Genomic DNA, 22,224 nt, shown 5'->3' with positions numbered 1-22,224 from the left:
GATGGGATCAGTGTAGTGGGGCAGAATGCGGTGATAAATACGATTAATACTGCTTCACTATTCCCATATTGATGACAATCGAACGACTCGGAGGGCCGCTGCACGCCAGCGTGGTGCGCAGCGCCGAAGCTTCACGGGCGGGGCTGCGGCCGAACAGGCGCTTGAATTCGCGGCTGAACTGGGAGCAGCTCTCGTAGCCGACGAGGCGCGACGCGCAGGCGGCGCTGACGCCGTCGCGGGCCATCAGCAGCCTCGCATGGCGCAGCCGGGTCGACTTCAGGTACTGCATCGGCGTCGTCAGCGTCAGGGCCTTGAAATGGGCGTGGAAGGCCGTGACGCTCATGCCGGCTTCGGCTGCCAGCGAAGGGACATCGACCGCCTGGTGGTAGTCGGCATGGATGCGCCGCAGCGCCTTGCCGACACGCCCCGCATGACGGTGCTGGCCCAGCGCCGCATGCACCGCCCCGCCCTGCGGGCCGACCATCACGCGGTACAGCACCTCGCGCACGATGGCCGGACCCAGCACGCGTGTGTCGGTGGGCGAACGCAGCGTCTTGAGCAAGCGCACCAGCGGCTCTCCCACCGCATCGTCCAGCGCCACGGGACCGGCACCGCCCTCGCCAGGCCCGGCAGGGGAAGCACTGGCCGGCAGCAGCAGCATGATTTCCGCCGCGGCCTTCAGGTCGATGTCGAACCGCACGGCCAGCGCTGCCGTCGCGCAGCCGGGCGGCACCATGGTCAGTGCCGATGGCAGCACCAGGCACTGCAGCGGTTGTGGCTTGCCATCCGGGCAGCCGGCATCGAACCGGCCGATCACGATGGCCGGGAAACGGCCGGCCGGCATTGTCAGGTCGGCGTTGCGCAGCAGGTAGACACCGTCCAGGCCGCAGCAGCCGACGTCGTTGGCAAAGGTGCCCGCGTCGAGCAGGTCGACGAGGCGTCGTTCCAGGTTCGCATGCATGTGTGGTCCTCCAGTGATGTGCCGCCGGCGAAGTGACGCCGGCGCAGTGACGCCAAATGTGCTGCTAGTGTCGCTGGGGAAAGTATCCGGGCCCGTCGCGATATTGCTGCCGGTATCGGCCGCTTGCTGCTTCGTTGCGGGGGTGCGCATCCGGGCCCGGTCAATTGCACGATCGGGCAAACCGGCCATGCAATCGGGCATTTCCAGAGGGATATGCAGGGCTGATACTGCCGGTGACGCGGCGGCGCCAGGAGGCGCTGCCGGTTACTTCTGACTACCCATCACCGGAGATCCACAATGCCCAAAGTCCTCGTCCTGTATTACTCGTCGTATGGCCACATCGAAACGATGGCGCAAGCCGTCGCGGAAGGCGCCCGCGCGGAAGGAGCGGAAGTCGATATCCGGCGCGTGCCCGAAACGGTACCGAACGAGATCGCCGCATCGGCCCATTTCAAGGTCGACCAGCAGGCCCAGGTGGCCACGGTGGCGGAACTGGAACAGTACGACGCGATCGTCATCGGCGCGCCGACGCGCTACGGCCGCATGCCGTCCCAGATGGCGGCCTTCCTCGACCAGACCGGCGGCCTGTGGGCGCGCGGCGCGCTGAACGGCAAGGTGGGCGCGGCGTTCACCTCCACCGCCACGCAGCACGGCGGGCAGGAACAGACGCTGTTCTCGATCATTACCAACCTGCTGCATTTCGGCATGACGATCGTGGGCCTGCCCTACAGCCACCAGGGCCAGATGTCGATCGACGAGGTGGTGGGCGGCAGCCCGTACGGCGCCACGACGATCGCCGGCGGCCAGGGCCAGCGGCAGCCCAGCGAGATCGACCTGGCCGGCGCCCGCCACCAGGGCGGCCTGGTGGCGAAGGCCGCGGCGAAGCTGTTCCCGCCGCGCTGACCCGATTATCCCCGTCGCGGGAACAGTGCTTCCCGCGGCAGGCCGTTTATCGGCACGCCGTGCGTGCCTATGATGGATTCATCGAAAACGAACGGAGCACATCATGGAACACGATTTTCACGGCAAGGTAGTGCTGGTAACGGGCGCCGGATCCGGCATCGGCAGGGAGGCGGCGCTGCGCTTCGCGCGGGCCGGCGCCCTGGTGTATGCGGCCGACCTGAGCGCGAACGGGCTCGAAGAGACGGGCGCCCTGGCCCATGCAGCAGGCGGCGAGCTGCGCACGGCGATCGTCAACGTGGCGCAGGAGGACGATGTGGCGACGCTGCTGGCACGCATCGACCGCGAGCAAGGGCGCCTGGACGCGGCGTTCAACAACGCCGGCATCACGGGCGGCACGCATCGCATCGAGGACTACCCGGTGGACGATTTCGACCGCGTGGTCGGTGTCAACCTGCGCAGCGTCTTCCTCGGCATGAAGTACGAGATTCCGCTGCTGCTGCGCCAGGGCGGCACCATCGTCAACACGGCATCCGTGGCCGCGATCACCGGCCCGGCCGGCATGAGCGCCTATGCCGCCTCGAAGCACGGCGTGCAGGGACTGACCCGCGTGGCGGCCATGGAGAATGCCGCGCGTGGCGTACGGGTCAATGCGATCGCGCCGGGCTGGACCGAGACGCCGATGGTGGTCGCCAACAGCGCGCAGAATCCGGCATTCGCCGCGCTGGCCAGCCGTGCGATCCCGGCGAAACGGGGCGCGCATCCGGGCGAGATCGCCGAAGCGGCACTGTGGCTGTCGTCAACAGCTTCCAGTTACGTGCATGGCCAGCTGCTCGTCGTCGACGGCGGCATGACGATCGGCGGTTTCGAACTGTAGGTCCGACGCGGGATGCCCGGCCCCGCCCTGCCGGTACACGGTGGGCGAGACGCCGGTCGCCTCGCGAAACACCTGCGCGAAGTGGCTTGGACTGCGGTACCCGAGCGACAACGCCACGTCGATGACGGGCTGGCTGGTTTCGCACAGCAGGCGCCGGGCTTCCTCCATGCGCAGGCGTGCGAAATAGCGCGACGGCGACATGCCGGTCGACTTCTTGAACATCCGGCTGAAGTGGAATGGGCTGAGGCGTGCCTCGCCGGCAAGCTGGCCCAGGTCGAAGGGTTCGGACAAGCTGTCGCGCATCGACCGTACGACACGCTGCAGCTTCCAGCCCGGCAGGCCGTCCGCATGGGCGGGTGGCGTAACGCCTGAGGGAACGTGGCAGCGGATCACGTGCGCAGCGATTGCCTGCGCCATGCCCTGCATGAAGTTCCTGCACGGGCGCGGATGGTCGGCCAGGACCGTGCGCAGCAGTTCGAACAGGGCGGCGAGAATATCGTCCCGCACGATCGGAGCATCAGGCAGCGCGATGTCGTCGAGCCTTTTACCGCGAACGTCGCGCAGCACCGCCGCCAGCAGCGGCAGCGGGATCTGCACGTGCATCGTCCTGAATGGCGCGTCGGTCACGCAAGTCCAGCGCAACTCGATCGGAATCCGGGAAGGACGCAGGTAAAAGGAGCCCTTGCCGATGGGCGCTTCGCTCCACTCCCCTCCCTCCGCCCGATGCGCCAGCCGCGCCGCTCCGGAGACGATCCATATGATCTCCAGTTCGGGCGCCGCCGGCACATCGATGCACTGCGCTCCGGCGTCGTGCTGGACGACCCGCACGCCGATATCGCGCACGTCAGCCGCCTTGCGCTCCAGCGGCAAAGGGCCGGGAAGGTGCTGCTGGACGGCTTCGATGCCGGCTTCGATGGCGGTGGTCTCGATCATGATCGCAGGGCGCAATGCAACGCTTCGACGGATGATCCGATTCTAGGTCCCGGCCCGGCCGACGACCATCCCTGTGTCGCGGTACAGCGCGAATCCCTCTTTCGAGGGGCCGTCGGAAAATCGGACACGAGGTAATATGGCAGCCGATCAGACTCCGCAAGGTCAAACCATGCAGACATCCAGTGAGAATGGCGAGATAAAGCACCAGGAGAGAGAGCAGAGAGCGTTCGCTCCCATCACGATCGTGATCGCGGACGACCACCCGCTGCTGCGTTACGGGCTGGTGTCGCTTCTCGCCGGCCACGCCGACGTTGCAGTCGTCGGTGAGGCTGCCAACGGCAGGGAGGCGCTGGACCTGTGCACGGCGCTGCAGCCGGACGTGGTGCTGATGGATCTGCAAATGCCCGTACTGTCGGGATTCGATGCCATCGAGGCGATCAAACGCATATCCCCCGAGACGCACATCCTGGTGGTGACCACGTTCGACGGCGATGGCCATATCGCCCGTGCGCTGAAGGCAGGGGCGACCGGATACCTGCTGAAAGCATCGCTTCGCACCGAGCTGCACGCGGCGATCCGCGCCACGCACCATGGCCAGCGCTACCTCGCCGCGGAGGCAGCGATGGCGCTGGCGCACCGCTTCGACGAACGGGACGTCGCACCGCGCGAACGGGAAGTTCTCCGCCTGGTCGGGCAAGGGAACTCCAACAAGCAGGTCGCCAGGGAAATGGGCATTACGGAAGAAACCGTAAAATGCCACATGAAGACGATTCTTTCCAAGCTGGGGGCGAATGACCGCACGCATGCGGTAGCCATTGCCATTCGCCGCGGGATCATTGATCTTTGATTGCTTCCCGCACCCGATAAGCCATATCGGCGCCGATCCGCAGGCACAGCAAAGTTCCCTTGCCGGGTGACGACTCGATATCGAGCGTCGCCCCCATGCCTTCGGCCCGTTCGCGCAGTCCACGCAAGCCCCAGTGGCCGTCGGGCGCGCCATCGGCCAGCACCTGCGGATCGATGCCACGGCCATCGTCGCGCACGCATAGCCGCACGAACCGGGCATCGCATTCGAGGGATACGGTGACCCGTCCGGCCTGCGCGTGCCGGCAGGCGTTGAAGATCGCTTCGCGGGCGAACAGGTGCAGCTCGTCGGCGACGATCGGATCGACATCGCGCCGCGTGCCGGTCGACGTGAAGGAAAACTGCACGGGAAACGCTTCGGCCAGCGATTGCGCCAGCGCAGTCAGGTCATGCTCGACATCCCGTGCCGGCGGCGCGCGCAGCGCGCTGACGTTGTTGCGCCCTTCCACGATGACATCCTCGGCCATGTCCAGCAGTTTTTCCATCTGGCCCCGCATCGTGCTCTGCGCCGGCAGCGAATTCGCCAGCCCCTGGAATGCGTACGTCAGGCCCTGCACGCTTTGCAGAAAGGTGTCGTGCAGCAGCCTTGCGATGCGTTCGCGTTCCAGCTGGCGGGTGCGCATGTGCTCGACGATGCGCCGCTCCGAGCGGCGCAGCCGCATGCGGTGCAAGGCGTAAACCAATGCCAGCGACAGCACCACGCATAACACGATGAACGGCCGCGACTGCGTGATCGTCGGTTCGATCTTGAAGGAAAACGTGACGGGTGCGGGATTCCAGACACCGTCTTCGTTGGTCGCGATCACGCTGAAACGATGCTCCCCTGGGCCCAGGTTCGTGTAGTAGGCGGCACGGCGGGTTCCGGCTTCAACCCAATCGGGGTCGACGTCGTCCAGGCGGTAACGGAAACGTATCCGTTCTGGCATCGTATAGCCGAGCGCCGTGTAGTCGATGCGTAAACCCGATGACCCAGGCGGAAGAACCATGCCGTCAATGCTGCGATAGCGTTGAGTGGGTGTTTCCAATGCGGTGACGAAGACCGGAAGCGGGCTCGCCTTCCGTAGAGGCGCTTTCGTGTCCAGGCTGGCTACACCTTCACTCCCGCCGAACCAGAGGATTCCTGCAGAATCGATGGCCATTCCCTCAATTAAGGACGTAGCCGCGCCGGGATAGCCATCAAGTGTGTCGATCAATGTATAGCGCAGTGGTTGCGTCGGCTGTGCGGTCATTGCGCGCCAATCCGCGGCTTTGACGTAGACAAGTCCTCGGGCGCCGTTCAGGTAGCGATCGCCATTTGGTGCTTTTGCAATCCCGACGACATTGTAAAGAACTCTCGGGTCTTCTGCCTGAATACGGAAAAAACGGGTGACACTCAGGATCGCTGTGCCGTCCGAGCCGCCAACAAGGATACCGTCGCGGGCGTCGACAAACGATGCGTTTTCGAAATCAAGCCCTTGCGCCGGACCGAATTTCGTAACGTTGTCACCTGTTATCCGAACTGCAGATCCATCACGACAACCAAACCATACCTCTCCCACCCCAGCCGGCGCCGAGGAGCGCGGTTTGCAAATCGGGGCCAGCCAGCTCCACGTACTCTCCCAACGTCCAGCACGATAGCGCCAAAACACTCGCCTACGAATGTATACCCACATTGACACGCCATCGTATGTCACGGACCCTACGTTAGGAATAGTCTCTCCTTCGGCTTGGGGCAAGGGTATCTTGCGCGCATCGGCTTCAAAGCCGAACTGGATGTATCCGGGAATTGCGAGCAGTGTGTCACCCGACAGCGAAGCTGTGAATGTGTCAACACCTTTTGCCACGACAGCAGAGTCATGCCGATTATGTAGCGCCCAAACGTTTTGTGAGGCAGCATGCACGTATGCCCGTCCTTCGCCATCCATCGCAATCTTCATTGATTTACTGGCGGGAATTGGCGCTTTTTTGATTCGTTTGTCTCTTAGTCGTGCAATTCCGATATTCGTACTGATCCAGATATTCGCGTCCCGATCCTCGAAAAGCTTCAACCCGACCGTGCCATACAAAGGACTGCGCGGACTCGGACGATCTAAGGCGTTTTTGTCGAGTACAAACGTCGTCCCCAGTTTCGTGCCCGGCCTAGCACCCACACCACGCCAGAGACAGACGGCCGCGCCTTCGCAATCGATTGTCCAAAAATTGCCGTTGCGATCGAATTTGCCGACATCTGAAGTGACTGCGTCTCTCCGCCGTTGACTGGAGTTCGCACTATTGGATAGTAGGGTGAGCTTCGTGCCTGCGCTATGCCAATAACGGCCATCCGGCGAGTGGATCAGCGAAGATGCAGTTCCATGAAGACCGACCGGCTCGAATTTTCCGCTCTGGCGCGCCAGGCGATATACCGTATGCGAATTCGTCACCCAAAGCTGTCCTGTCCTGTCGATGCCGACGTTGTCCGTGGTACCGGGTGGGGGTGGAATATTCGCTTCTTCTCCAATGATGTTCCACTTGCCCCCGCTGTAGTGCCTTAACCCCAACGAGGTTGCGGCCCAGACCGAATTATCGGTATCTACGACAATACTGTAAGTGGCCGAACTGATTGGGCTGTCGGGGCGACTCGAGGCTACGTGAGTCAGCTTACCCTGCCTTAATACGCTGAGGCCGGCCGAAGTATAGCCAATCCAGAGGTCGCCATTAGGCTCAGCGCGAAGTGTCGTGATCGGCGCTTTGGGAAGAGGATCACCTGAGACAGGCACAAAACGTTCGAAGCGTACGCCATCGAAGCGGAACAATCCATTGTGTCCCCCTAACCATAACCATCCGTCAGGTGTCTGGGTGAAGGCCAAAACGTCGGATGGCGCACCTTCCTTCGCCGTCCAGACATCAAGATAATAATCGGATAGCGTGGCATGGGGATCGAGTGCATAAACATTTGGCGCTATGACGAAGCTCACGCAAAAGACTGCCGTCACGCAGCAAATATGACTCGACGAGCCATTCAGAAAAGTGCGAAGAGAATTTATAAAACTCATAACATTATCGTCATTTTGCGGCGGACATGCGGATCCTTTTTGCACCAGATGCCATCGTGAGCTACCAACTGCAGTGAAATTTCTTACCCTTGCTTCAAGTCCAGGAACGGTGCATTAAATTACGGCCAAACGATGATTTGTCCATCAGCACAGGCCGCTGAGCCACGGCGTCAACGAACCCTCTCACCCGCCGAGCGTCCCATTTTGCCGGGCGCAGCTGTTTAGCTTCATACATGACTTCCTTCTCGTTTGCGCAAGCGGCCAGCGCCGACAAAACCGCCGCCGCGCCAGACCTCAGAATCATGCCGTCGATGCGTTTGGCGGCAAAAAATTTGGTCGCGCCATACGTCATTACGTGACGGAACGCGCGCTCTGGATAGGCCGGCGCGCGCCTGTGATTCCGGGCGAGGTTCCACCCGGTTTGCCTGCTTCAGCACGAGAGCTTCCGATGACGGAACGTTCAAGCGGATACGATAATCCGGTACCTGGAATTCACTCGGCTGAAGCAAGGATCTGGCTTGGCGCGACGCGATGTCAGCGACTGGCTATGTACATGGATGACACACTTCAAGTATAGCGGCGATTTGCTTCTTGAAAGCAGCACTGCCCCGCGAAAACCCGCAGGAAAATCGGATAATTCAGCCCGCACATGGTCATGGCTTCGCTACGCCGATCGCCGATATTCAAACTGGCCAAACCAATGTTCAAGTGATGTCAGGTGATGAGGGCGGGAACCCGGAGGCATTCAATTCACACCGGGTCGTAAAGGGGAGATCAGCATCGGTGTTAGCCCGTAGCCATCGGCTGGGCTGATGTTGTCGCCCAGCTTGGCGGGGATGGATGCGACAGCGTGTGGCGCTGCCCTGCATCCATCGCTGAAGAATTAATTAAAGTAATTTCATCGACGTTTTTCCCGCATGTTTGATGCGCTGATGCGGGATTCCTTTTTCAGTAGCGGTGCACGGCATGGCAACACGCCGGGCTCCGTTACTGAAGAAGGCTTGCTGCTTAGCCGATCTGCACGCTCATGCCGCCATCCGCCATCACAACCGAGCCGACGATGAAGCTGGCGCGATCCGACGCCAGGAAGGCCACGATCTCGGCGATCTCCTCCGGTTGCGCGGCACGGCCTATCGGCGCAGCCTTGCCGTGCTCGGCCAGGAATTCACGGCCGTCCTCACGGAAGTGATTCAGCAGGTTGGTCACCACGTCGCCGACACCGATCGCGTTGACGCGGATGCCGTGCTCGATGGCTTCCAGGGCCTGGGTCCGCGTCAGCTGCGCCAGTGCACCTTTCGACGCGGTATAGGCGGCGATGCCGGGGAAGGCGAAATAGGATGCATAGGAAGCGATATTGACGATGGCGCCGGACTTCTGCTTCATCATCGCCTTCATGGCTTCCCGCGAATGCAGGAAGGCGCCCGTCACGTTGGTTTCCATCTGCCAGTTCCAATCTTCGCGGCTCATGTCGACCAGGTTCTTGTACACGATGCGGCCGGCGTTATTGACCAGCACGTCGAGCTTGCCGAAATGTTCGATTGCCAGCGCGACGGCCTGCTCGGCGGTGCCGTCCTTCGTGACGTCTGCAACGAAAGGAACCAGCCCTTCACGCTTCAATTCGTTGACCGCCGGGTCGATATCCTCGGCGATGACGCGTGCGCCCCGCGCATGCAGCACTTCCGCAATGGCACGGCCGATGCCGCTGGCTGCGCCAGTCACGATCACGGTTTTACCTTCGACTTCGTTGACGTTGAATTTGCTCATTTTTGGCTCCTTTTGGGTTGGAAAATGCTGGTCGTTGCGTCGGATCGCTTCCTTCCGATTCGCTCGAAACGCCGATCCAGTGAGGTCATTGTGGCGTCGCGGCGATTGCGCGTCCCTCCATGATTTGCTGCCACTATCGCGATTTTGCTTTGCAGGTGAGCGGCGGGCGGCGGCGGTGAGCTGCGTGTATGCGGCGCAAGCGCGCGCTGAAGGCGAATGGAAAATCACAAAAAAGCCGCGCGGCCCGGCGGGCGGCGCGGCTTGCTGGATCGGCCGTTTGGATGTATCTCGACATCGCTTCCCTCCCTACGCGGCCCTCTGCCGCGCGGCGCGCCAGGCGCTGGGCGACGTGCCGGTAGCGTCCCTGAACACCTGGGCGAAGTGGCTGGGACTCGTGTAGCCGACAGCCAGGCCGACGTCGAGTACGGACTGGCTGGTATCGGCAAGCAGCCGGCGCGCCTCGTCCATGCGCAGCCGCGCGACATAGCGCGATGGCGACATGCCGATGGCCTGCTTGAACACGCGGGAAAAATGAAACACGCTCAGCTCAGCCAGTCCGGCCAGCCGGCCCAGGTCGAACGGCTCGGCCAAGCCGGCGTGCATGGCGTCGAGCACGCGGCGCAGCTTGTGCGCCGGCAGTCCGCCGCGCATCACTACCCGGCCATCGGCGGCGCACTCGTAATGCGCCACCACGTGCGCGGTGATCGCCTGCGCTACGCCGTGCACGAAGCTGGGGGCCGCGGGCACGGGGCCGGACAGCGCGCCATGCAGGGCCTCGAACAGGCCGCACAGCACGGGATCGCGCTCGCCGGACACCTCGCGCAATGCGAACCGCGCCAGCTCCTTGCCGGTCAGCTCCTTGACCAGGCGCGCCAGCAGCGGCAGGCCGAGGTACACGTGCATGACGCGGAACGGCTCGGCGCCTGTGTTCCGCCAGCGCATCTCCACCGGCGCGGGGGATGTCGTCAGGTAGAAATCCCCGCGCCGGACCGGCACGGCCAGCCATTCGCCGCCCAAAGGCCGTTCCTCGACGACAGGCTCGCCGGACACGATCCACACCAGCATCGGCTCCGGTACCGCCGGCACCACCACCGGTTCCTGCACCGGGGCGTGCGCGTGGATCTCGACGTGGATATCGTCCGGCGTGCGGGCCTTGCGCTCGCGCAGCAGCATGCCGGGAATATGGTCTTTCATCGATTCGATCGATGCCGTACGGGGCATGGTCATCCTCCTCATCGCAAAAAGTCGAAGCAAGTATGCGGACTGTCGCCCCGCCTGGGAATGAACAGGATTCCGCGCGGGTTGCCCGATTCTACAAAGTCCTCCACCCCATACAAGAAATCGATACATTCCATCGATTTATATAGGCTATCCAGATGGTTTGCCGAAGCCTAAGATGACTTCATCGCTGCAGACAACACGATGTGTGCAGAAACTCCAACCACTCTGAAAGGAAACATCATGAACGCCTTCTCCGCCAACTCCTTCGTTCCCGCCATCGGCCGCGTCCTGCTGGCAACCATCTTCATCTTCAGCGCGATCGGCAAGATCGCCGCACCGGAAGCGACGATCGGCTACATCCAGTCGGTCGGCCTGCCGTTCGCGACACTGGGCCTGGCGATCGCGATCGCCGTCGAACTGGGTGGCGGCCTGCTGCTCGTCCTCGGCGTCAAGGCCCGCGCTGTCGCGGCAGTGCTGGCGGTGTTCTCGATCGTCACCGGCGTCGCCTTCCACAGCGCGATCGGCGACCAGAACCAGCTGATCCACCTGCTGAAGAACTTCGCGATGGCCGGTGGCCTGCTGCAGGTGGTGGCCTTCGGCGCCGGCGCCTTCAGCGTGGACCAGCGCCTGGCCCGCCCGGCAGCGCGCCAGTTTGCCTGATCCGGTCTCCGACACCGCTTCATCCAGCGTCCCGCGCGGCCCCGCCGCGCGGGATTTTTCTTATGTACCTACTCGCGCGCCACTGCGGCGATCACGTCCAGCAGCCAGGCCAGCGCCGGATCGCGCTCGCGGCGCACATGGCCGATCGCGCTCACGTCGAACGCCGGCAGCGCGACCGGCACCGGGCAGGACACCAGGTCCGGCCACAGCGGCGCGAGCACCTCGGGAGCAGTGCCGATCGCCGGGCTGTGGCGCAGGATTTCGGGCACCAGCGAAAAGCGCGGCGTTACGTAGCGCACGTCGCGCCGCAGGCCCTGCGCGGCAAGCTGCTCGTCCGCCGCGCTCTCGAACGCGGCGCGGTAGCTGACCAGCACATGCGGATGCGCGGTGTAGTCCGCCAGCGCCAGCCTGCCGCGCCGGCGGGTCTTCACGAGCGCCGGATTGAACAGGCAGCGAAAGCCCATCGTGCGCAGCGGCGTGTATTTCTGCCAGCGCGGGCCGTCGCGAAACGCGCCGATACCCAGGTCGATCTCGCCCGCTTCCAGCATTGCCGTGCCCGTGAAGGGATCGCAGACCTTCACGGCGATGCGCACGCCGGGCGCCTCCAACCGCACCCGCTCGAACAGGCGCGGCATCAGCCACAGCTCGACCCAGTCCGGCATGCCGAGGGTGAACGTGTGCCCGGCCGTGGCGGGGTCGAACGCTACGGCGTCGAACAGCGCCGACTGCACGTCGCCCAGCGCCGGCGCGAGCGCCGCTTCGAGTGCCAATGCCCGCGCGGTCGGCTCCATGCCATGGGGACCGCGCACCAGCAATTCGTCGCCGAACAGTTCGCGCAGCCGCGCCAGCGCGCTGCTCGCGGCAGGCTGGCCGATGAACAGCTTGCGCGCCGCGCCGGACACGCTGCGCTCCCGCATCAGCACGAGGAACGTGACGAGCAGGTTCAGGTCCACGCCACGAAAATTGCGTTCGTTGATATTGGAAATCATGACAATCGATTTGATTGATATGCGATCAGCTTACATCATGGCGCCATCGCTGCGCCGTTGCGCGGCACCGCTGATGGAGAACGCCATGAACAAGACAAAGAAACTGATGATGACCCTGGTGGCCGGTGCTGCTTTCGCGAGCACGCTCACCGTACCGGCGGCACAGGCTGCGGCGCCAATGGTACTGGCGCAGGCGCCGGGCTACTACCGCATGATGGTCGGCACCGCCGAAGTGACGGCCATTTCCGACGGCACGGTGACGATCCCGCTGGACCAGCTGCTGACCAATACGACGCCGGCACGGCTGAACGCGCTGCTGGCGCGCAGCCACCTGGCGCCGCAGGTGGAAACATCGATCAACGCCTACCTGGTGAATACGGGAACGCACCTGGTGCTGGTCGATACGGGCGCCGGCAAGCTGTTCGGCCCCGGTGCCGGCGGGCGCCTGCAGGACAGCCTGCGCGCCGCCGGCTATGCGCCGGAGCAGGTGGATGCGGTGCTGATCACGCACGTGCACGGCGATCATTCGGGTGGGCTCACCGCCGACGGCGCCGCCCTGTTCCCGAACGCCACGGTGTTCGTCAACCGGCACGACGCGGATTTCTGGTTCGATCCGGCCAACAAGCCGCGCGCCGCGGAGAACCAGCGGGCGGGCTTCGACCAGGCGGCGGAGCAGTTCGCGCCCTACCGGGCCGCGGGAAGAGTGAAGACGTTCGACGGTGCCGCGGAATTGCTGCCGGGCCTGTCCACGCGGCCAGCCATGGGCCACACGCCGGGCCATACGGTCTATGTGCTGAAGAGCGGCGGGAAGGAACTGCAGTTCTGGGGCGACCTGCTGCACGCGAAGGATGTGCAGTTCGCCGCGCCGGACATCACGATCCGCTTCGACGTGGATTCGCCGGCGGCGGCCCGCCAGCGCAAGGCCGCTTTCGCGGATGCGGCCCGGCGCGGCTACCTGGTGGCCGCCGCGCACACGCCGTTCCCTGGCATCGGCTACGTGCGCACCGCGGGGACGGCATTCGACTGGCTGCCGGTGCCGTACACTGCGCTGGCGGCGCGCTGACGCGGATTTTTGCAACGACTTACGGCACCAGGATCGCGGCACCCGACAGGCGGCGTGCCGCGATGTCTTCGTGGGCGCGCGCCGCCTCGCCCAGCGGATAGCGCGTCACCAGCACTTCGCCGAACACGCCGTCGCGCATCGCCGCGAACAGCGTGGCGCTGGCCCGTTCCAGGCTGGCGCGCTCGCCCACGTACTGCCCGGTGCTGGGCTGGATGTAGCGGATGCCGCGTGCCGCCAGCGCGGCCTTGTCGACGACCGGGCTGCCCGAGGCATTGCCGACGTGGACGAGGTGGCCGCCATCGCGCAGCGCTTCCACCGATTGCGCAAACGTGTCCTTGCCCACCAGTTCATAGACGACGTCCACGCCGCGCCCGCCGGTCAGTTCACGCACTTTCGACGCCAGCGCCGGATCGTCCGACAGCAGCACATGATGGGCGCCATGGGCCTGCACGGTGGCGGCCTTGCCGGCCGAACCGGCAGTGGCGATCACGGTCGCACCCAGCGCCTTCGCCCAGCGCGCCACCATCGAGCCCACGCCGCCGGCCGCGCCGTGCACGAGCACCGTTTCGCCGGCCCGCAGCTGGTGGGCGCCGAACAGCATCATCCAGGCCGTCAGGCCTTTCGTGAACGTGGCGGCGGCCGTCTCCGGTGCGACCTCCTCCGGCAGGCGCACCAGCTGCTGCGCATCGATCAGCCGCTCGGTCGAGTAGGCGCCGAATGCAAAGAAGTACGCGGCGCGGTCGCCCGGCTGCACGTTCGTGACGCCCTCGCCCACCTGCACCACGATGCCCGCGCCTTCGACGCCCATCGCCAGCGGCAGCGGCACCTTGAATGCGCCGGAACGGAACAGCGTATCGACGAAGTTGACGCCGATCGCCTCGTGCCGCAGGCGCACCTGGCCGGGGCCGGGGTTGCCGATATCGGCAACGGCTTCGTACTGCATCACGGACGGGTTGCCGGTTTCGCGGGCGATGACTTGGTGGATCATGATGTGCTCCTGGTGAGTGGTTGATGGAGTCATCATAGTGGCCACCGACGGGATGACAAACACAGCAATTGAGGCTTCACTGTTCCCTTTTTGGTGATAATCCCCCATCTGGCCAGGCTCGTCGAATAGTTGCTGGTAGTGGTGGCGAGAAACACAGCTGTCGTAGGGGTGTACGGGACATGGCGTGGCAGGATGAAATCTATTATTGATAACGTCTTATCATTAGCATATAGTACTGCTTCCGGTCGAGCTTTGCAGTCGAGCCAGGCTTTGCCGGGATGGCACCGTCCCGCACCGCTCGGTGCTGGCTGCTGGTACGCCCTCCCCAATCATCACAGCATCATGAAGAAAAACATCGTTCCCTGCTGGCCGGCGCCATCGCTGTCAAAACCGATGCCGCCGGCCAGCGCCGACGAGCAGCCGATCGCCAGCGTCACCATCTGCGCCGCGTCCAGGCTGGCATCCGACGCCGTGACCGATGCCGGCTCGCGGCTCGGGCTGACGCTGGCGAAAATCCGGCATCGGTCGAGGTGATCGACCGCGCAGCGGCCCCTATCCATTCTTTGACATCACCAACCACGAGGAACATGCATGAGCACATTCGTCCAACAACGCCGCGCCTTGCTGCGCACCGCCGCCAGCCTGACCGCGGGGCTGGCCGCAGCCGCCGGCGGCGCCCGGGCTGCCATCCCGGCCGCCGACACAGCGCCGGTAGGCAACTGGCAGAAGCTGGCCGCCAGCTATGACGTGGCCAGCGACTTCGTCAACCTGGAAAATGCCTACTTCGGCATCATGGCGCGGCCGGTGGCCGACGATTTCAAGCGCAATATCGATTACCTGAACCGCTACAACTCGCATTTCCTGCGCCGCGAATTCGACCGCGACGGCATCGAGGCCATCCGCGCCCAGCTGGCGGCGCACGCCGGCGTGGCGACCGGGGAACTTGCCATCACGCGCGGCGCCACCGAGTCGCTGCAAAACCTGATCTGCAATTACCGGCTCGTGAAGCCCGGCGAGACGGTCATGTACGGCAACCTGGACTACGACACGATGATCGACGCGATGAACGACCTGGCGCGCCGCAGCGGCGCCGGGGTGGCGGCGGTGCAGGTCCCGGAGCCGGGTACCCGCCAGAACGTCATCGATGCGTATGAACAGGCCTTGCGCCGGCACCCGCGCACCCGGCTGCTGCTGCTGACGCACGTCAGCCACCGCACGGGACTGGTGATGCCGGTGGCGGAGATCGTGCGCATGGCAAAGGCGCGCGGCGTGGACGTGATCGTGGACGTGGCGCAGTCGTGGGGCCAGCTCGATTACCGTATCCCGGACCTGGGTGCCGATTTCGTCGGTGCCAACCTGCACAAGTGGGTGGGCGCCCCGCTCGGCCTCGGCTTCCTGTACATCCGCGAAGCGCGCCTGGCGGACATCGGCGTGCAGGCCGGCGCGACGAACTTTCCCGCGACGGACATCCGTTCGCGCGTCCATGCCGGCACCGTCAACATGGCCGCCATCATGACGATTCCGGCGGCACTGAAGTTCCATGGACAGGTTCCGCTGGCCGAACGCGCGGCGCGGCTGCGCGGGCTGCGCGACGAGTGGGTGCGCCAGGTAATCGACGTGCCGGGCGTGCAGATCCTCACGCCCGAGGAGCCCGGCATGAGCGGCGCGGTGACATCGTTCCGGCTGCGCGGGCGTACCGGTTTCGAGGACAACGTGGCGCTGTCGCGGCGCCTTGCCGACGATTTCGGCATCTTCACCGTGGCGCGCGCCGGGCCGGTGGGCGGCAGCTGCATCCGCGTGACGCCGTCGTACTTTACGCGTGGCGCCGACCTTTCCAGGCTGGCGGCGGCGATCCGGCAGCTGGCGCCGGCGTAAGCGGGTTCGCGGCAGCGGAAGTCTGAAAATTAGAATCAAAATGCGAAAAGGCAGCCACACGGGCTGCCTTTTCTGAAACTGGAGCGGGAGAAGAGTCTCGAACTCTCGACCTCAACCTTGGCAAGGTTGCGCTCTACCAACTGAGCTACTCCCGCATGGAGTGGTATTGCCTGCGCGCGTCCCCAGGAAAACTGGAGCGGGAGAAGAGTCTCGAACTCTCGACCTCAACCTTGGCAAGGTTGCGCTCTACCAACTGAGCTACTCCCGCGCGGAGCAGAACTATACCAGAGCCGGCGGGGGTTTGCCAAGCGGGGGGATGCAGGCACGCACCGGACCGGCCGATATCGTCGCATCGCCGTCGGCGCAGTTTCCCATGCCACGACGCGGAGACTTCCTGCTCCGCTGCCCCTCCCGCCGCAACATCGGTAAAACCGCACGCTCGAATCGGCAAAATCGTTTTTACACGCCAATTACTCGCTGCTATCTTCCAAACGGTGCGCGGTTTACAAAAATCCATTTACACGGCCCATCGCACAATCATCAGGAGACAAAATGGCATCGATCGATCGTTGTGTGCGTATTACCCACATCAAATCCATTCACCGCGCAATTCATCGCCCCGGCACTTTGGGGAACGATATTCGCCTGCAACATCTGTAATTGCCGCGCGCTGGCGCCAGCATAAGCCCCGGCCCGGCATTACCCCAGACTCTGCAAATCCCGGCAGGTGCGCAAGTCCCTGCCGGCAGGGACTTGCGCGCCGTTCCGCGGAGATTCTCCAGGCATTTTCCTTTTCCGCCATATCGCGCAGAGATGTTCATCCGATCAAGATGACTGCACACACAGGCGGATAAATCGGCAGCCCGTCGGCCGGATCAAGGGCTCCGGGATATTGATACCCCACCTGCCAGCTTGTTCTGGCGGCCCCCGCGCGACGCATTGGCGGTAATCGCACACACCGCGTAACACCGCACGTCGACGCATAAAACAGAAACAGAACAACCCAACCGGAGGAGATACATCGTGCATCACAATAACGCCGTCAGATTCAGGCCCATCATCCTTGCCGCGCTGATCACGGCCGCTTTCGCCGCCGATGCCGGCGCGCAGCAGACGGCCGGTACGGACAGGCAGGAAATCCAGGAAGTCATCGTCACGGCGCAGAAACGCCCCGAGGCGGCCTCGCGAACCCCCGTGTCCCTGACCGCGCTCAGCGGCGACGAACTGCAGAAGAAGGGAATCCAGAACGCCGAGGACCTGACCAATGCCATTCCCAACGTCCAGATCGGTACCGAAGGCGCCGGCAACACCAACATCTATATTCGCGGCATCGGCAGCAACAACACGACGGAGCAAGGGGACCCTGCGGCGGCATTCCATATCGACGGCGTGTATCTCGCCCGTCCGGACCAGGCACGCAATGCGTTCCTCGACGTCGAACGCGTGGAAGTGCTGCGGGGTCCGCAAGGAACGCTGTACGGCCGAAACGCAACGGCCGGTGCCGTCAACGTCATTACCAACAAACCGGCCGAACAGTTCGATGCAAGCGCCAATCTCGAGGTGGGCAACTACAACCTGCGCCGCGCCGAAGCAATGGTCAATGTTCCGGTGAACCAGACACTGGCGCTGCGCGCCGCCGTCCTGGCCAGGAGCGAAGACAATTACATCGATACGCCGCGTGCAACCGGCAACCGGGCAAGCCAGAAGACCGCCCGCCTGCACGCGCTGTTCAAGTTCACGCCTTCGTCGACGTGGCTGGTAACGCTGGACGGCTCGCGCTTCGAAGGACCGGCAAGTCCCGGCGTCCCGCTGCCCCTGACCGTGCGGCATGGCAGCGGCGGGCAGCGGAACGACACCGTGCTGCGCGCCGACGGCGACTCGTACTACACGGGCGTCACGTCCGAGCTCAACACCGCCGTGGACAACCTGACCTTCACGTGGCTGGCGTCGACCCGCAACCGCCGCCTCGACTGGCGCAGCCGGCTCATCACGCCGATGGCCCCGAACGGCAGCGAGAACGGTTCCTACACCCGTTCCGAACAGCTCTCCAACGAATTCCGGCTGTCGTCGTCCGCCAATGGCCCGCTGCGCTGGGTGGCTGGTCTTTATTTCTTCAGCGAGACGCAGGATACCCAGGGCGCCTTCTCGGACGGCTTCCTCGATTTCGACGTGAATGACGCCGATGCGAAATCGCGCGCCCTGTTCGGACAGGCGACCTACACCTTCACGCCCGCTCTTCGGGGAACCCTGGGGCTGCGCAGCACACGCGATGAAAAATCCTGCGGCGATTGCGTGCGCTCCGTGGCGGGCTTCAGCGCAACGACCAACGAGGAACGCTCCTGGTCGCACAATGACTGGAAGCTCGGCCTCGACTACGACCTCGACAAGAACACCATGGTGTATGCGGTGGCGGGCAGCGGCTACAAGGCGGGCGGCTACAACCTCGCCGCACCGGCGGTTCCCTTCCTGGGCCAGGCAGCAGCGCCAGCCCATTTCTACGATCCGGAACAACTGCTGTCGATCGAGGCGGGCATCAAGGGCCGCATCCTGGGCAACCGGGGCCGCTATACGGCGGCGTTTTTCGTCTATGACTACAAGGACCTGCAGGTCAGCACCCTGTTGCCGCTGGGGGGCGGCCTGACTACTGGCGGTGTCGGCAATGCAGCGAAGGCGCGGGTATATGGCTTCGAAGCCGAATCGCGGCTGCGCGCCGGACAGAACGGTACAGTGACCTCGTCCATCGGCCTGACCAGCGCCAAGTACGACACATACACCTCTTGCACCGATGAACTCGTTGGGACCCGTCTGGACTGCTCCGGAAACTACCTGCGAAACGCCCCCAAAGTGACCGTCACACTGGGGTATGAACACTTCATCCCGCTGGAACGGGGCGAACTGGTTGCACGTCTGGATACCCGCTACTCGTCGAAGTACTACAACGACGACGCCAACAGCGATGTGTTCATCCAGGACTCCTACACCCGTACGAACCTGTCGCTTCGTTACGATGCGCCGGGCGGCCGGTGGTACGCCACCGCGCATGCGCGCAACCTGGAAAACAACAACGTCGTGAATGCCCGCCTTTCCAACACGGTCTTCGGCGCATTCGGATACACGGCTTCGCCGCGTACCGTCGGCCTGTCCGTCGGCGCGCGCTACTGATCCACCAGCATGAGACGCAGGGTGCCGGCCGGTGGACGGCGGTGCCCTGCTTCGCCAAACGAGTACCATCCAGGGAGATACCATGAACGATTCGAACCACCGCCACAGCGCGGAACGCCGCCGCGCCTTGCTGGCGGGTGCCGGCCTGCTCGGCGCCACGCTGCTGCCACCGGTCGCCGCCGCGGCACAACCCGCATCCAGCAAGTTTTCCTTCCCGCGTGGCTTCCTGTGGGGCGCCGCGGTCGCCGGCCACCAGGTCGAAGGCCAGAACACGAACAGCGACGCATGGCTGCTGGAGACCATCGAACCGACGACGTTTGCCGAGCCTTCCGGCGATGCCTGCGACCACTACCGCTTGTACGCGCAGGACATTGCCATGGTTGCCGCACTGGGCCTGAACACCTTCCGCTTCTCGGTCGAATGGTCGCGGGTGGAGCCGGAGAACGGCATGTTCTCCGATGCCGCGCTGGCACATTATCGCGACGTGCTCGAAGCCTGCCGCAAACAAAAGATCACCCCGGTGGTCAGCTACAACCACTTCACTACGCCGCGCTGGTTTGCCGCATCGGGCGGCTGGGAAGGGACCGACGCGCCCCGCCTGTTCGCCCGCTACTGCGCGCGGGTCACCGAAGCGCTGGGCGACCTGATGGACTTGACGACGACCTTCAACGAACCCAATCTGGCCAAGCTGCTGTTCGGCTTCCCCGGCCCCCTGCAGCAGTTTTCGGGCAACCCGAAGGAAAAAGCGATGCTGGCGCGCGCCGGCGAGGTGGCAGGCACCGGCCGCTTTTCGGCCTGGATGTATGGCGACCTGGACAAGATCCAGGCCGGCCAGCTTGCCGCCCACGGCGCAGCCTACGAGGCCATCCACCGCATCAACCCGCAGATCAAGGTCGGCCTGACCATCGCGATGGCGGACGACCAGGCGGCCGGCGCCTCCGCCGAGACCATGGCGCGCCGCCGCGACATCGCCTACGGTCCCTGGCTGGCACTGGCGGCAACCCATGCGGATTTTGTCGGGGTCCAATGTTATACCCGCGCCCGCATCGGTGCCGACGCCGAACTGCCGCCGCCGGACGGGGCGCGCCTGACCGACATGCGCTATGAGTTCTATCCGCAGGCGATCGAAGGCGCGTTGCGCTACGCCGCCTCCCGTGTGCAAAAACCGTTCTACGTGACCGAGAACGGCATCGCCTCGATGGATGACGCGAACCGCCAGGAGTACATCCGCGGTGCCGTCAGCGGCGTTGCACGCTGCATGCGCGATGGTATCGACGTACGCGGCTACCTCCATTGGTCGTTGCTGGACAACTACGAGTGGGGATTCGGCTACGGCCCCCACTTCGGCCTGGTGAGCGTCGACCGCAAGACACAGAAGCGCACGCCCAAGGCGAGCGCACGCCTGCTGGGAACGATCGCGCGCCAGAACGCGATCGCGATCGAGAAGGCATAGCCCGCGATGACCATGCATAAACTTGCTCTTGCATTCCTGCTGGGCGGTGCCACGTGCGCTTCCGCCGGCACTGCGGCTGCCGAACCGGCGCGCCACGGCGCTTCCCAGGAGTCCCGTCAGCGCCTGTTCGTGCTGACCGATATCGAAGCGGACCCTGACGATGCCCAATCGCTGGTCAGGCTGCTCCTGTATGCGAACCAGTTCGACATCGAAGGCCTGGTCGCCACGACGTCCGTGCACCTGAAGGACTCGGTCCACCCTGAAAGCATCCGGACCTTGATCCAGCGTTATGGCCAGGTGCAGCCGAACCTGCTCAAGCACGAGCCGGGCTATCCGGCAGCGGCGCGCCTGCTGTCGCGGGTCAGCCAGGCCCTGCCGGTGTATGGCATGGCCGGCGTGGGCGACGGCAAGGACTCGCCCGGCTCCGACGTGCTGGTGCGCGCCATCAAGGCGGACGACCGCCGTCCGCTCTGGATTACCGCCTGGGGAGGCACGAATGCGCTGGCGCAGGCGCTGTACCGCCTGAAGCAGACGACACCCGCCGCGCAGCTCGATGGACTGCTCGGCCGTCTGCGTGTCTACGCCATCTCGGACCAGGACGACAGCGGCGCCTGGATCAGGAAGAATTTCCCATCGCTGTTCTACATCGTCAGCCCGGGGGGATACGGCAACGCCACCTGGCTCGGCATCAGCGCGGTCGTGGAAGGCATCGACAACACCAGGGTCGGCAATGCCTGGATCGCCTCCCATATCCAGCAGGGACAGGGGCCGCTGGGCGCTGCCTATCCCGACGTGGCCTGGGGGATGGAGGGCGACACGCCCAGTTTCCTGGGGCTGATTCCAAACGGGCTGAATGTTCCCGATCGTCCCGACTGGGGCGGCTGGGGCGGACGCTACCTCCACCGTACGCCGAGCCTGGAGGAGACCGATCCCAAAGGCTTCAACGGCGGCGTGCCGGTGGCGGCGGAAACCCGGCCGATCTGGACCAATGCCAGCGACACCATCATCTCGCGCGCGCCGATGGAATACAACCGGTTCCACCGCGGCGGCAAGTCCGAACCCAAAGAATTCGCCGGACCGCAGGTATCGCTGTGGCGTTGGCGCGATGATTTCCAAAACGATTTCGCCGCGCGCATGCGCTGGACCACCCAGTCCTACGCCAATGCCAATCACCCGCCGAAACCCGTGCTTGCGCATGCCGACCGCTTGACCGTCCAGGCAGGTGCACCGGTCAGGCTCGATGCAAGCCGCTCGACGGACCCCGACGGCGACAGCCTGAGCTATCACTGGTTCCAGTATGGCGAGGCGGGAACGCTGAAAACCGCCATGCCGATCCCCGCCGACAACCTGGCGCGCCTGAGCCTCGTGGCGCCCGAGGTGAGCAAGCCGGAAACCGTCCACTTCATCGTGCGCGTCACGGACAAGGGTTCTCCGGCACTCACGCGCTACCAGCGCGTCGTCGTGACGGTCGTGCCGCGCAACTGATCCTACCTGCCCGCTTCA

General features: G+C 64.3%; 18 protein-coding genes and 2 tRNA genes. 9 read left to right on the top strand and 11 right to left on the bottom strand.

Annotated features, from left to right (window positions below):
• Positions 1-43: 43 nt before the first annotated feature.
• Positions 44-961, bottom strand: coding sequence for an AraC family transcriptional regulator (locus tag FHS02_RS17305; protein WP_137313712.1), 918 nt, complete (start codon positions 959-961; stop codon positions 44-46).
• Positions 962-1,258: 297 nt separating this feature from the next.
• Between FHS02_RS17305 and wrbA the strand changes: the two genes are divergently transcribed.
• Entirely contained in the window at positions 1,259-1,864 is a 606-nt protein-coding gene (wrbA, locus tag FHS02_RS17300) for an NAD(P)H:quinone oxidoreductase (protein WP_137313713.1), read from the top strand.
• 103 nt (positions 1,865-1,967) lie between these two features.
• Positions 1,968-2,738, top strand: a complete 771-nt coding sequence (locus tag FHS02_RS17295; protein WP_137313714.1) for an SDR family NAD(P)-dependent oxidoreductase — start codon at positions 1,968-1,970, stop codon at positions 2,736-2,738.
• Here FHS02_RS17295 and FHS02_RS17290 read toward each other — a convergent pair.
• On the bottom strand, positions 2,661-3,671 hold the full coding sequence (locus FHS02_RS17290) for a helix-turn-helix transcriptional regulator (RefSeq protein ID WP_137313715.1): 1,011 nt from the start codon (positions 3,669-3,671) through the stop codon (positions 2,661-2,663). The genes FHS02_RS17295 and FHS02_RS17290 overlap by 78 nt on opposite strands.
• A gap of 136 nt (positions 3,672-3,807) precedes the next feature.
• Here FHS02_RS17290 and FHS02_RS17285 point away from each other — a divergent pair, with 136 nt between their 5' ends.
• Positions 3,808-4,518, top strand: a complete 711-nt coding sequence (locus FHS02_RS17285) for a response regulator (RefSeq protein WP_229420752.1) — start codon at positions 3,808-3,810, stop codon at positions 4,516-4,518.
• On the opposite strand, the gene FHS02_RS32110 is transcribed toward FHS02_RS17285, so the two are convergent.
• The 4 genes from FHS02_RS32110 to FHS02_RS17265 form a co-directional block, all read right to left on the bottom strand.
• Entirely contained in the window at positions 4,505-7,468 is a 2,964-nt protein-coding gene (locus tag FHS02_RS32110) for a sensor histidine kinase (RefSeq protein ID WP_175424790.1), read from the bottom strand. The genes FHS02_RS17285 and FHS02_RS32110 overlap by 14 nt on opposite strands.
• Positions 7,469-7,640: 172 nt before the next feature.
• Positions 7,641-7,898 carry a hypothetical protein gene (locus FHS02_RS17275; protein WP_137313717.1) on the bottom strand — a complete coding sequence of 86 codons (258 nt, stop codon included), beginning with the start codon at positions 7,896-7,898 and terminating at the stop codon, positions 7,641-7,643.
• Between the two features lie 656 nt (positions 7,899-8,554).
• On the bottom strand, positions 8,555-9,310 hold the full coding sequence (locus FHS02_RS17270; protein ID WP_130188492.1) for an SDR family NAD(P)-dependent oxidoreductase: 756 nt from the start codon (positions 9,308-9,310) through the stop codon (positions 8,555-8,557).
• Positions 9,311-9,616: 306 nt separating this feature from the next.
• Positions 9,617-10,531: a helix-turn-helix domain-containing protein gene (locus tag FHS02_RS17265; protein ID WP_137313718.1), complete on the bottom strand. Its 915-nt coding sequence runs from the start codon at positions 10,529-10,531 to the stop codon at positions 9,617-9,619.
• Between the two features lie 240 nt (positions 10,532-10,771).
• Between FHS02_RS17265 and FHS02_RS17260 the strand changes: the two genes are divergently transcribed.
• Positions 10,772-11,191, top strand: a complete 420-nt coding sequence (locus tag FHS02_RS17260; RefSeq protein WP_137313719.1) for a DoxX family protein — start codon at positions 10,772-10,774, stop codon at positions 11,189-11,191.
• A gap of 68 nt (positions 11,192-11,259) precedes the next feature.
• Here FHS02_RS17260 and FHS02_RS17255 read toward each other — a convergent pair whose 3' ends face one another.
• A complete protein-coding gene (locus FHS02_RS17255) occupies positions 11,260-12,180 on the bottom strand; it encodes a LysR family transcriptional regulator (RefSeq protein ID WP_137313720.1) in 921 nt (306 codons plus the stop codon).
• 85 nt (positions 12,181-12,265) lie between these two features.
• Here FHS02_RS17255 and FHS02_RS17250 point away from each other — a divergent pair, with 85 nt between their 5' ends.
• Positions 12,266-13,243 (top strand): MBL fold metallo-hydrolase, encoded by a 978-nt coding sequence (locus FHS02_RS17250; RefSeq protein WP_229422605.1) that lies wholly within the window; start codon positions 12,266-12,268, stop codon positions 13,241-13,243.
• A 19-nt stretch (positions 13,244-13,262) separates the two neighbouring features.
• Here FHS02_RS17250 and FHS02_RS17245 read toward each other — a convergent pair whose 3' ends face one another.
• Positions 13,263-14,231 (bottom strand): quinone oxidoreductase family protein, encoded by a 969-nt coding sequence (locus FHS02_RS17245; RefSeq protein ID WP_175424791.1) that lies wholly within the window; start codon positions 14,229-14,231, stop codon positions 13,263-13,265.
• Positions 14,232-14,563: 332 nt separating this feature from the next.
• Positions 14,564-14,791 (bottom strand): hypothetical protein, encoded by a 228-nt coding sequence (locus tag FHS02_RS17240; RefSeq protein ID WP_137313721.1) that lies wholly within the window; start codon positions 14,789-14,791, stop codon positions 14,564-14,566.
• Between the two features lie 31 nt (positions 14,792-14,822).
• On the opposite strand from FHS02_RS17240, the gene FHS02_RS17235 reads away from it, so the two are divergent.
• A complete protein-coding gene (locus FHS02_RS17235; protein WP_137313722.1) occupies positions 14,823-16,106 on the top strand; it encodes an aminotransferase class V-fold PLP-dependent enzyme in 1,284 nt (427 codons plus the stop codon).
• Positions 16,107-16,185: 79 nt separating this feature from the next.
• Here FHS02_RS17235 and FHS02_RS17230 read toward each other — a convergent pair.
• Together FHS02_RS17230 and FHS02_RS17225 are read right to left on the bottom strand one after the other, a co-directional pair.
• A tRNA-Gly gene (locus FHS02_RS17230) sits at positions 16,186-16,261 on the bottom strand.
• 37 nt (positions 16,262-16,298) lie between these two features.
• Positions 16,299-16,374: transfer RNA gene (locus FHS02_RS17225), tRNA-Gly, on the bottom strand.
• 755 nt (positions 16,375-17,129) lie between these two features.
• Here FHS02_RS17225 and FHS02_RS17220 point away from each other — a divergent pair.
• The 3 genes from FHS02_RS17220 to FHS02_RS17210 all read left to right on the top strand — a co-directional run bounded on the left by FHS02_RS17220 (position 17,130) and on the right by FHS02_RS17210 (position 22,206).
• On the top strand, positions 17,130-19,268 hold the full coding sequence (locus FHS02_RS17220) for a TonB-dependent receptor (RefSeq protein WP_175424792.1): 2,139 nt from the start codon (positions 17,130-17,132) through the stop codon (positions 19,266-19,268).
• A gap of 82 nt (positions 19,269-19,350) precedes the next feature.
• Positions 19,351-20,721 carry a glycoside hydrolase family 1 protein gene (locus tag FHS02_RS17215; RefSeq protein ID WP_137313724.1) on the top strand — a complete coding sequence of 457 codons (1,371 nt, stop codon included), beginning with the start codon at positions 19,351-19,353 and terminating at the stop codon, positions 20,719-20,721.
• 12 nt (positions 20,722-20,733) lie between these two features.
• Positions 20,734-22,206 carry a DUF1593 domain-containing protein gene (locus FHS02_RS17210; RefSeq protein WP_137313725.1) on the top strand — a complete coding sequence of 491 codons (1,473 nt, stop codon included), beginning with the start codon at positions 20,734-20,736 and terminating at the stop codon, positions 22,204-22,206.
• Positions 22,207-22,224: the final 18 nt, after the last annotated feature.

The organism is Pseudoduganella umbonata (genome assembly GCF_014192225.1).
GTDB lineage: Bacteria > Pseudomonadota > Gammaproteobacteria > Burkholderiales > Burkholderiaceae_D > Rugamonas > Rugamonas umbonata.
Note: the sequence above shows the minus strand (reverse complement) of the source record. Positions and strands in the feature narration are given on the sequence as shown.

Excerpts from the sequence above, each read along its gene's own strand:
- FHS02_RS17285 (WP_229420752.1), top strand. The coding sequence starts at position 3,808 with ATGGCAGCCGATCAGACTCCGCAAGGTCAAACCATGCAGACATCCAGT.
- FHS02_RS17240 (WP_137313721.1), bottom strand. The coding sequence starts at position 14,791 with ATGGATAGGGGCCGCTGCGCGGTCGATCACCTCGACCGATGCCGGATT.
- FHS02_RS17235 (WP_137313722.1), top strand. The coding sequence starts at position 14,823 with ATGAGCACATTCGTCCAACAACGCCGCGCCTTGCTGCGCACCGCCGCC.
- FHS02_RS17245 (WP_175424791.1), bottom strand. The coding sequence starts at position 14,231 with ATGATCCACCAAGTCATCGCCCGCGAAACCGGCAACCCGTCCGTGATG.
- wrbA (WP_137313713.1), top strand. The coding sequence starts at position 1,259 with ATGCCCAAAGTCCTCGTCCTGTATTACTCGTCGTATGGCCACATCGAA.
- FHS02_RS17305 (WP_137313712.1), bottom strand. The coding sequence starts at position 961 with ATGCATGCGAACCTGGAACGACGCCTCGTCGACCTGCTCGACGCGGGC.
- FHS02_RS17250 (WP_229422605.1), top strand. The coding sequence starts at position 12,266 with ATGAACAAGACAAAGAAACTGATGATGACCCTGGTGGCCGGTGCTGCT.
- FHS02_RS17260 (WP_137313719.1), top strand. The coding sequence starts at position 10,772 with ATGAACGCCTTCTCCGCCAACTCCTTCGTTCCCGCCATCGGCCGCGTC.
- FHS02_RS17210 (WP_137313725.1), top strand. The coding sequence starts at position 20,734 with ATGCATAAACTTGCTCTTGCATTCCTGCTGGGCGGTGCCACGTGCGCT.
- FHS02_RS17275 (WP_137313717.1), bottom strand. The coding sequence starts at position 7,898 with ATGACGTATGGCGCGACCAAATTTTTTGCCGCCAAACGCATCGACGGC.
- FHS02_RS17255 (WP_137313720.1), bottom strand. The coding sequence starts at position 12,180 with ATGATTTCCAATATCAACGAACGCAATTTTCGTGGCGTGGACCTGAAC.
- FHS02_RS17290 (WP_137313715.1), bottom strand. The coding sequence starts at position 3,671 with ATGATCGAGACCACCGCCATCGAAGCCGGCATCGAAGCCGTCCAGCAG.
- FHS02_RS17295 (WP_137313714.1), top strand. The coding sequence starts at position 1,968 with ATGGAACACGATTTTCACGGCAAGGTAGTGCTGGTAACGGGCGCCGGA.
- FHS02_RS17265 (WP_137313718.1), bottom strand. The coding sequence starts at position 10,531 with ATGCCCCGTACGGCATCGATCGAATCGATGAAAGACCATATTCCCGGC.
- FHS02_RS17270 (WP_130188492.1), bottom strand. The coding sequence starts at position 9,310 with ATGAGCAAATTCAACGTCAACGAAGTCGAAGGTAAAACCGTGATCGTG.
- FHS02_RS17215 (WP_137313724.1), top strand. The coding sequence starts at position 19,351 with ATGAACGATTCGAACCACCGCCACAGCGCGGAACGCCGCCGCGCCTTG.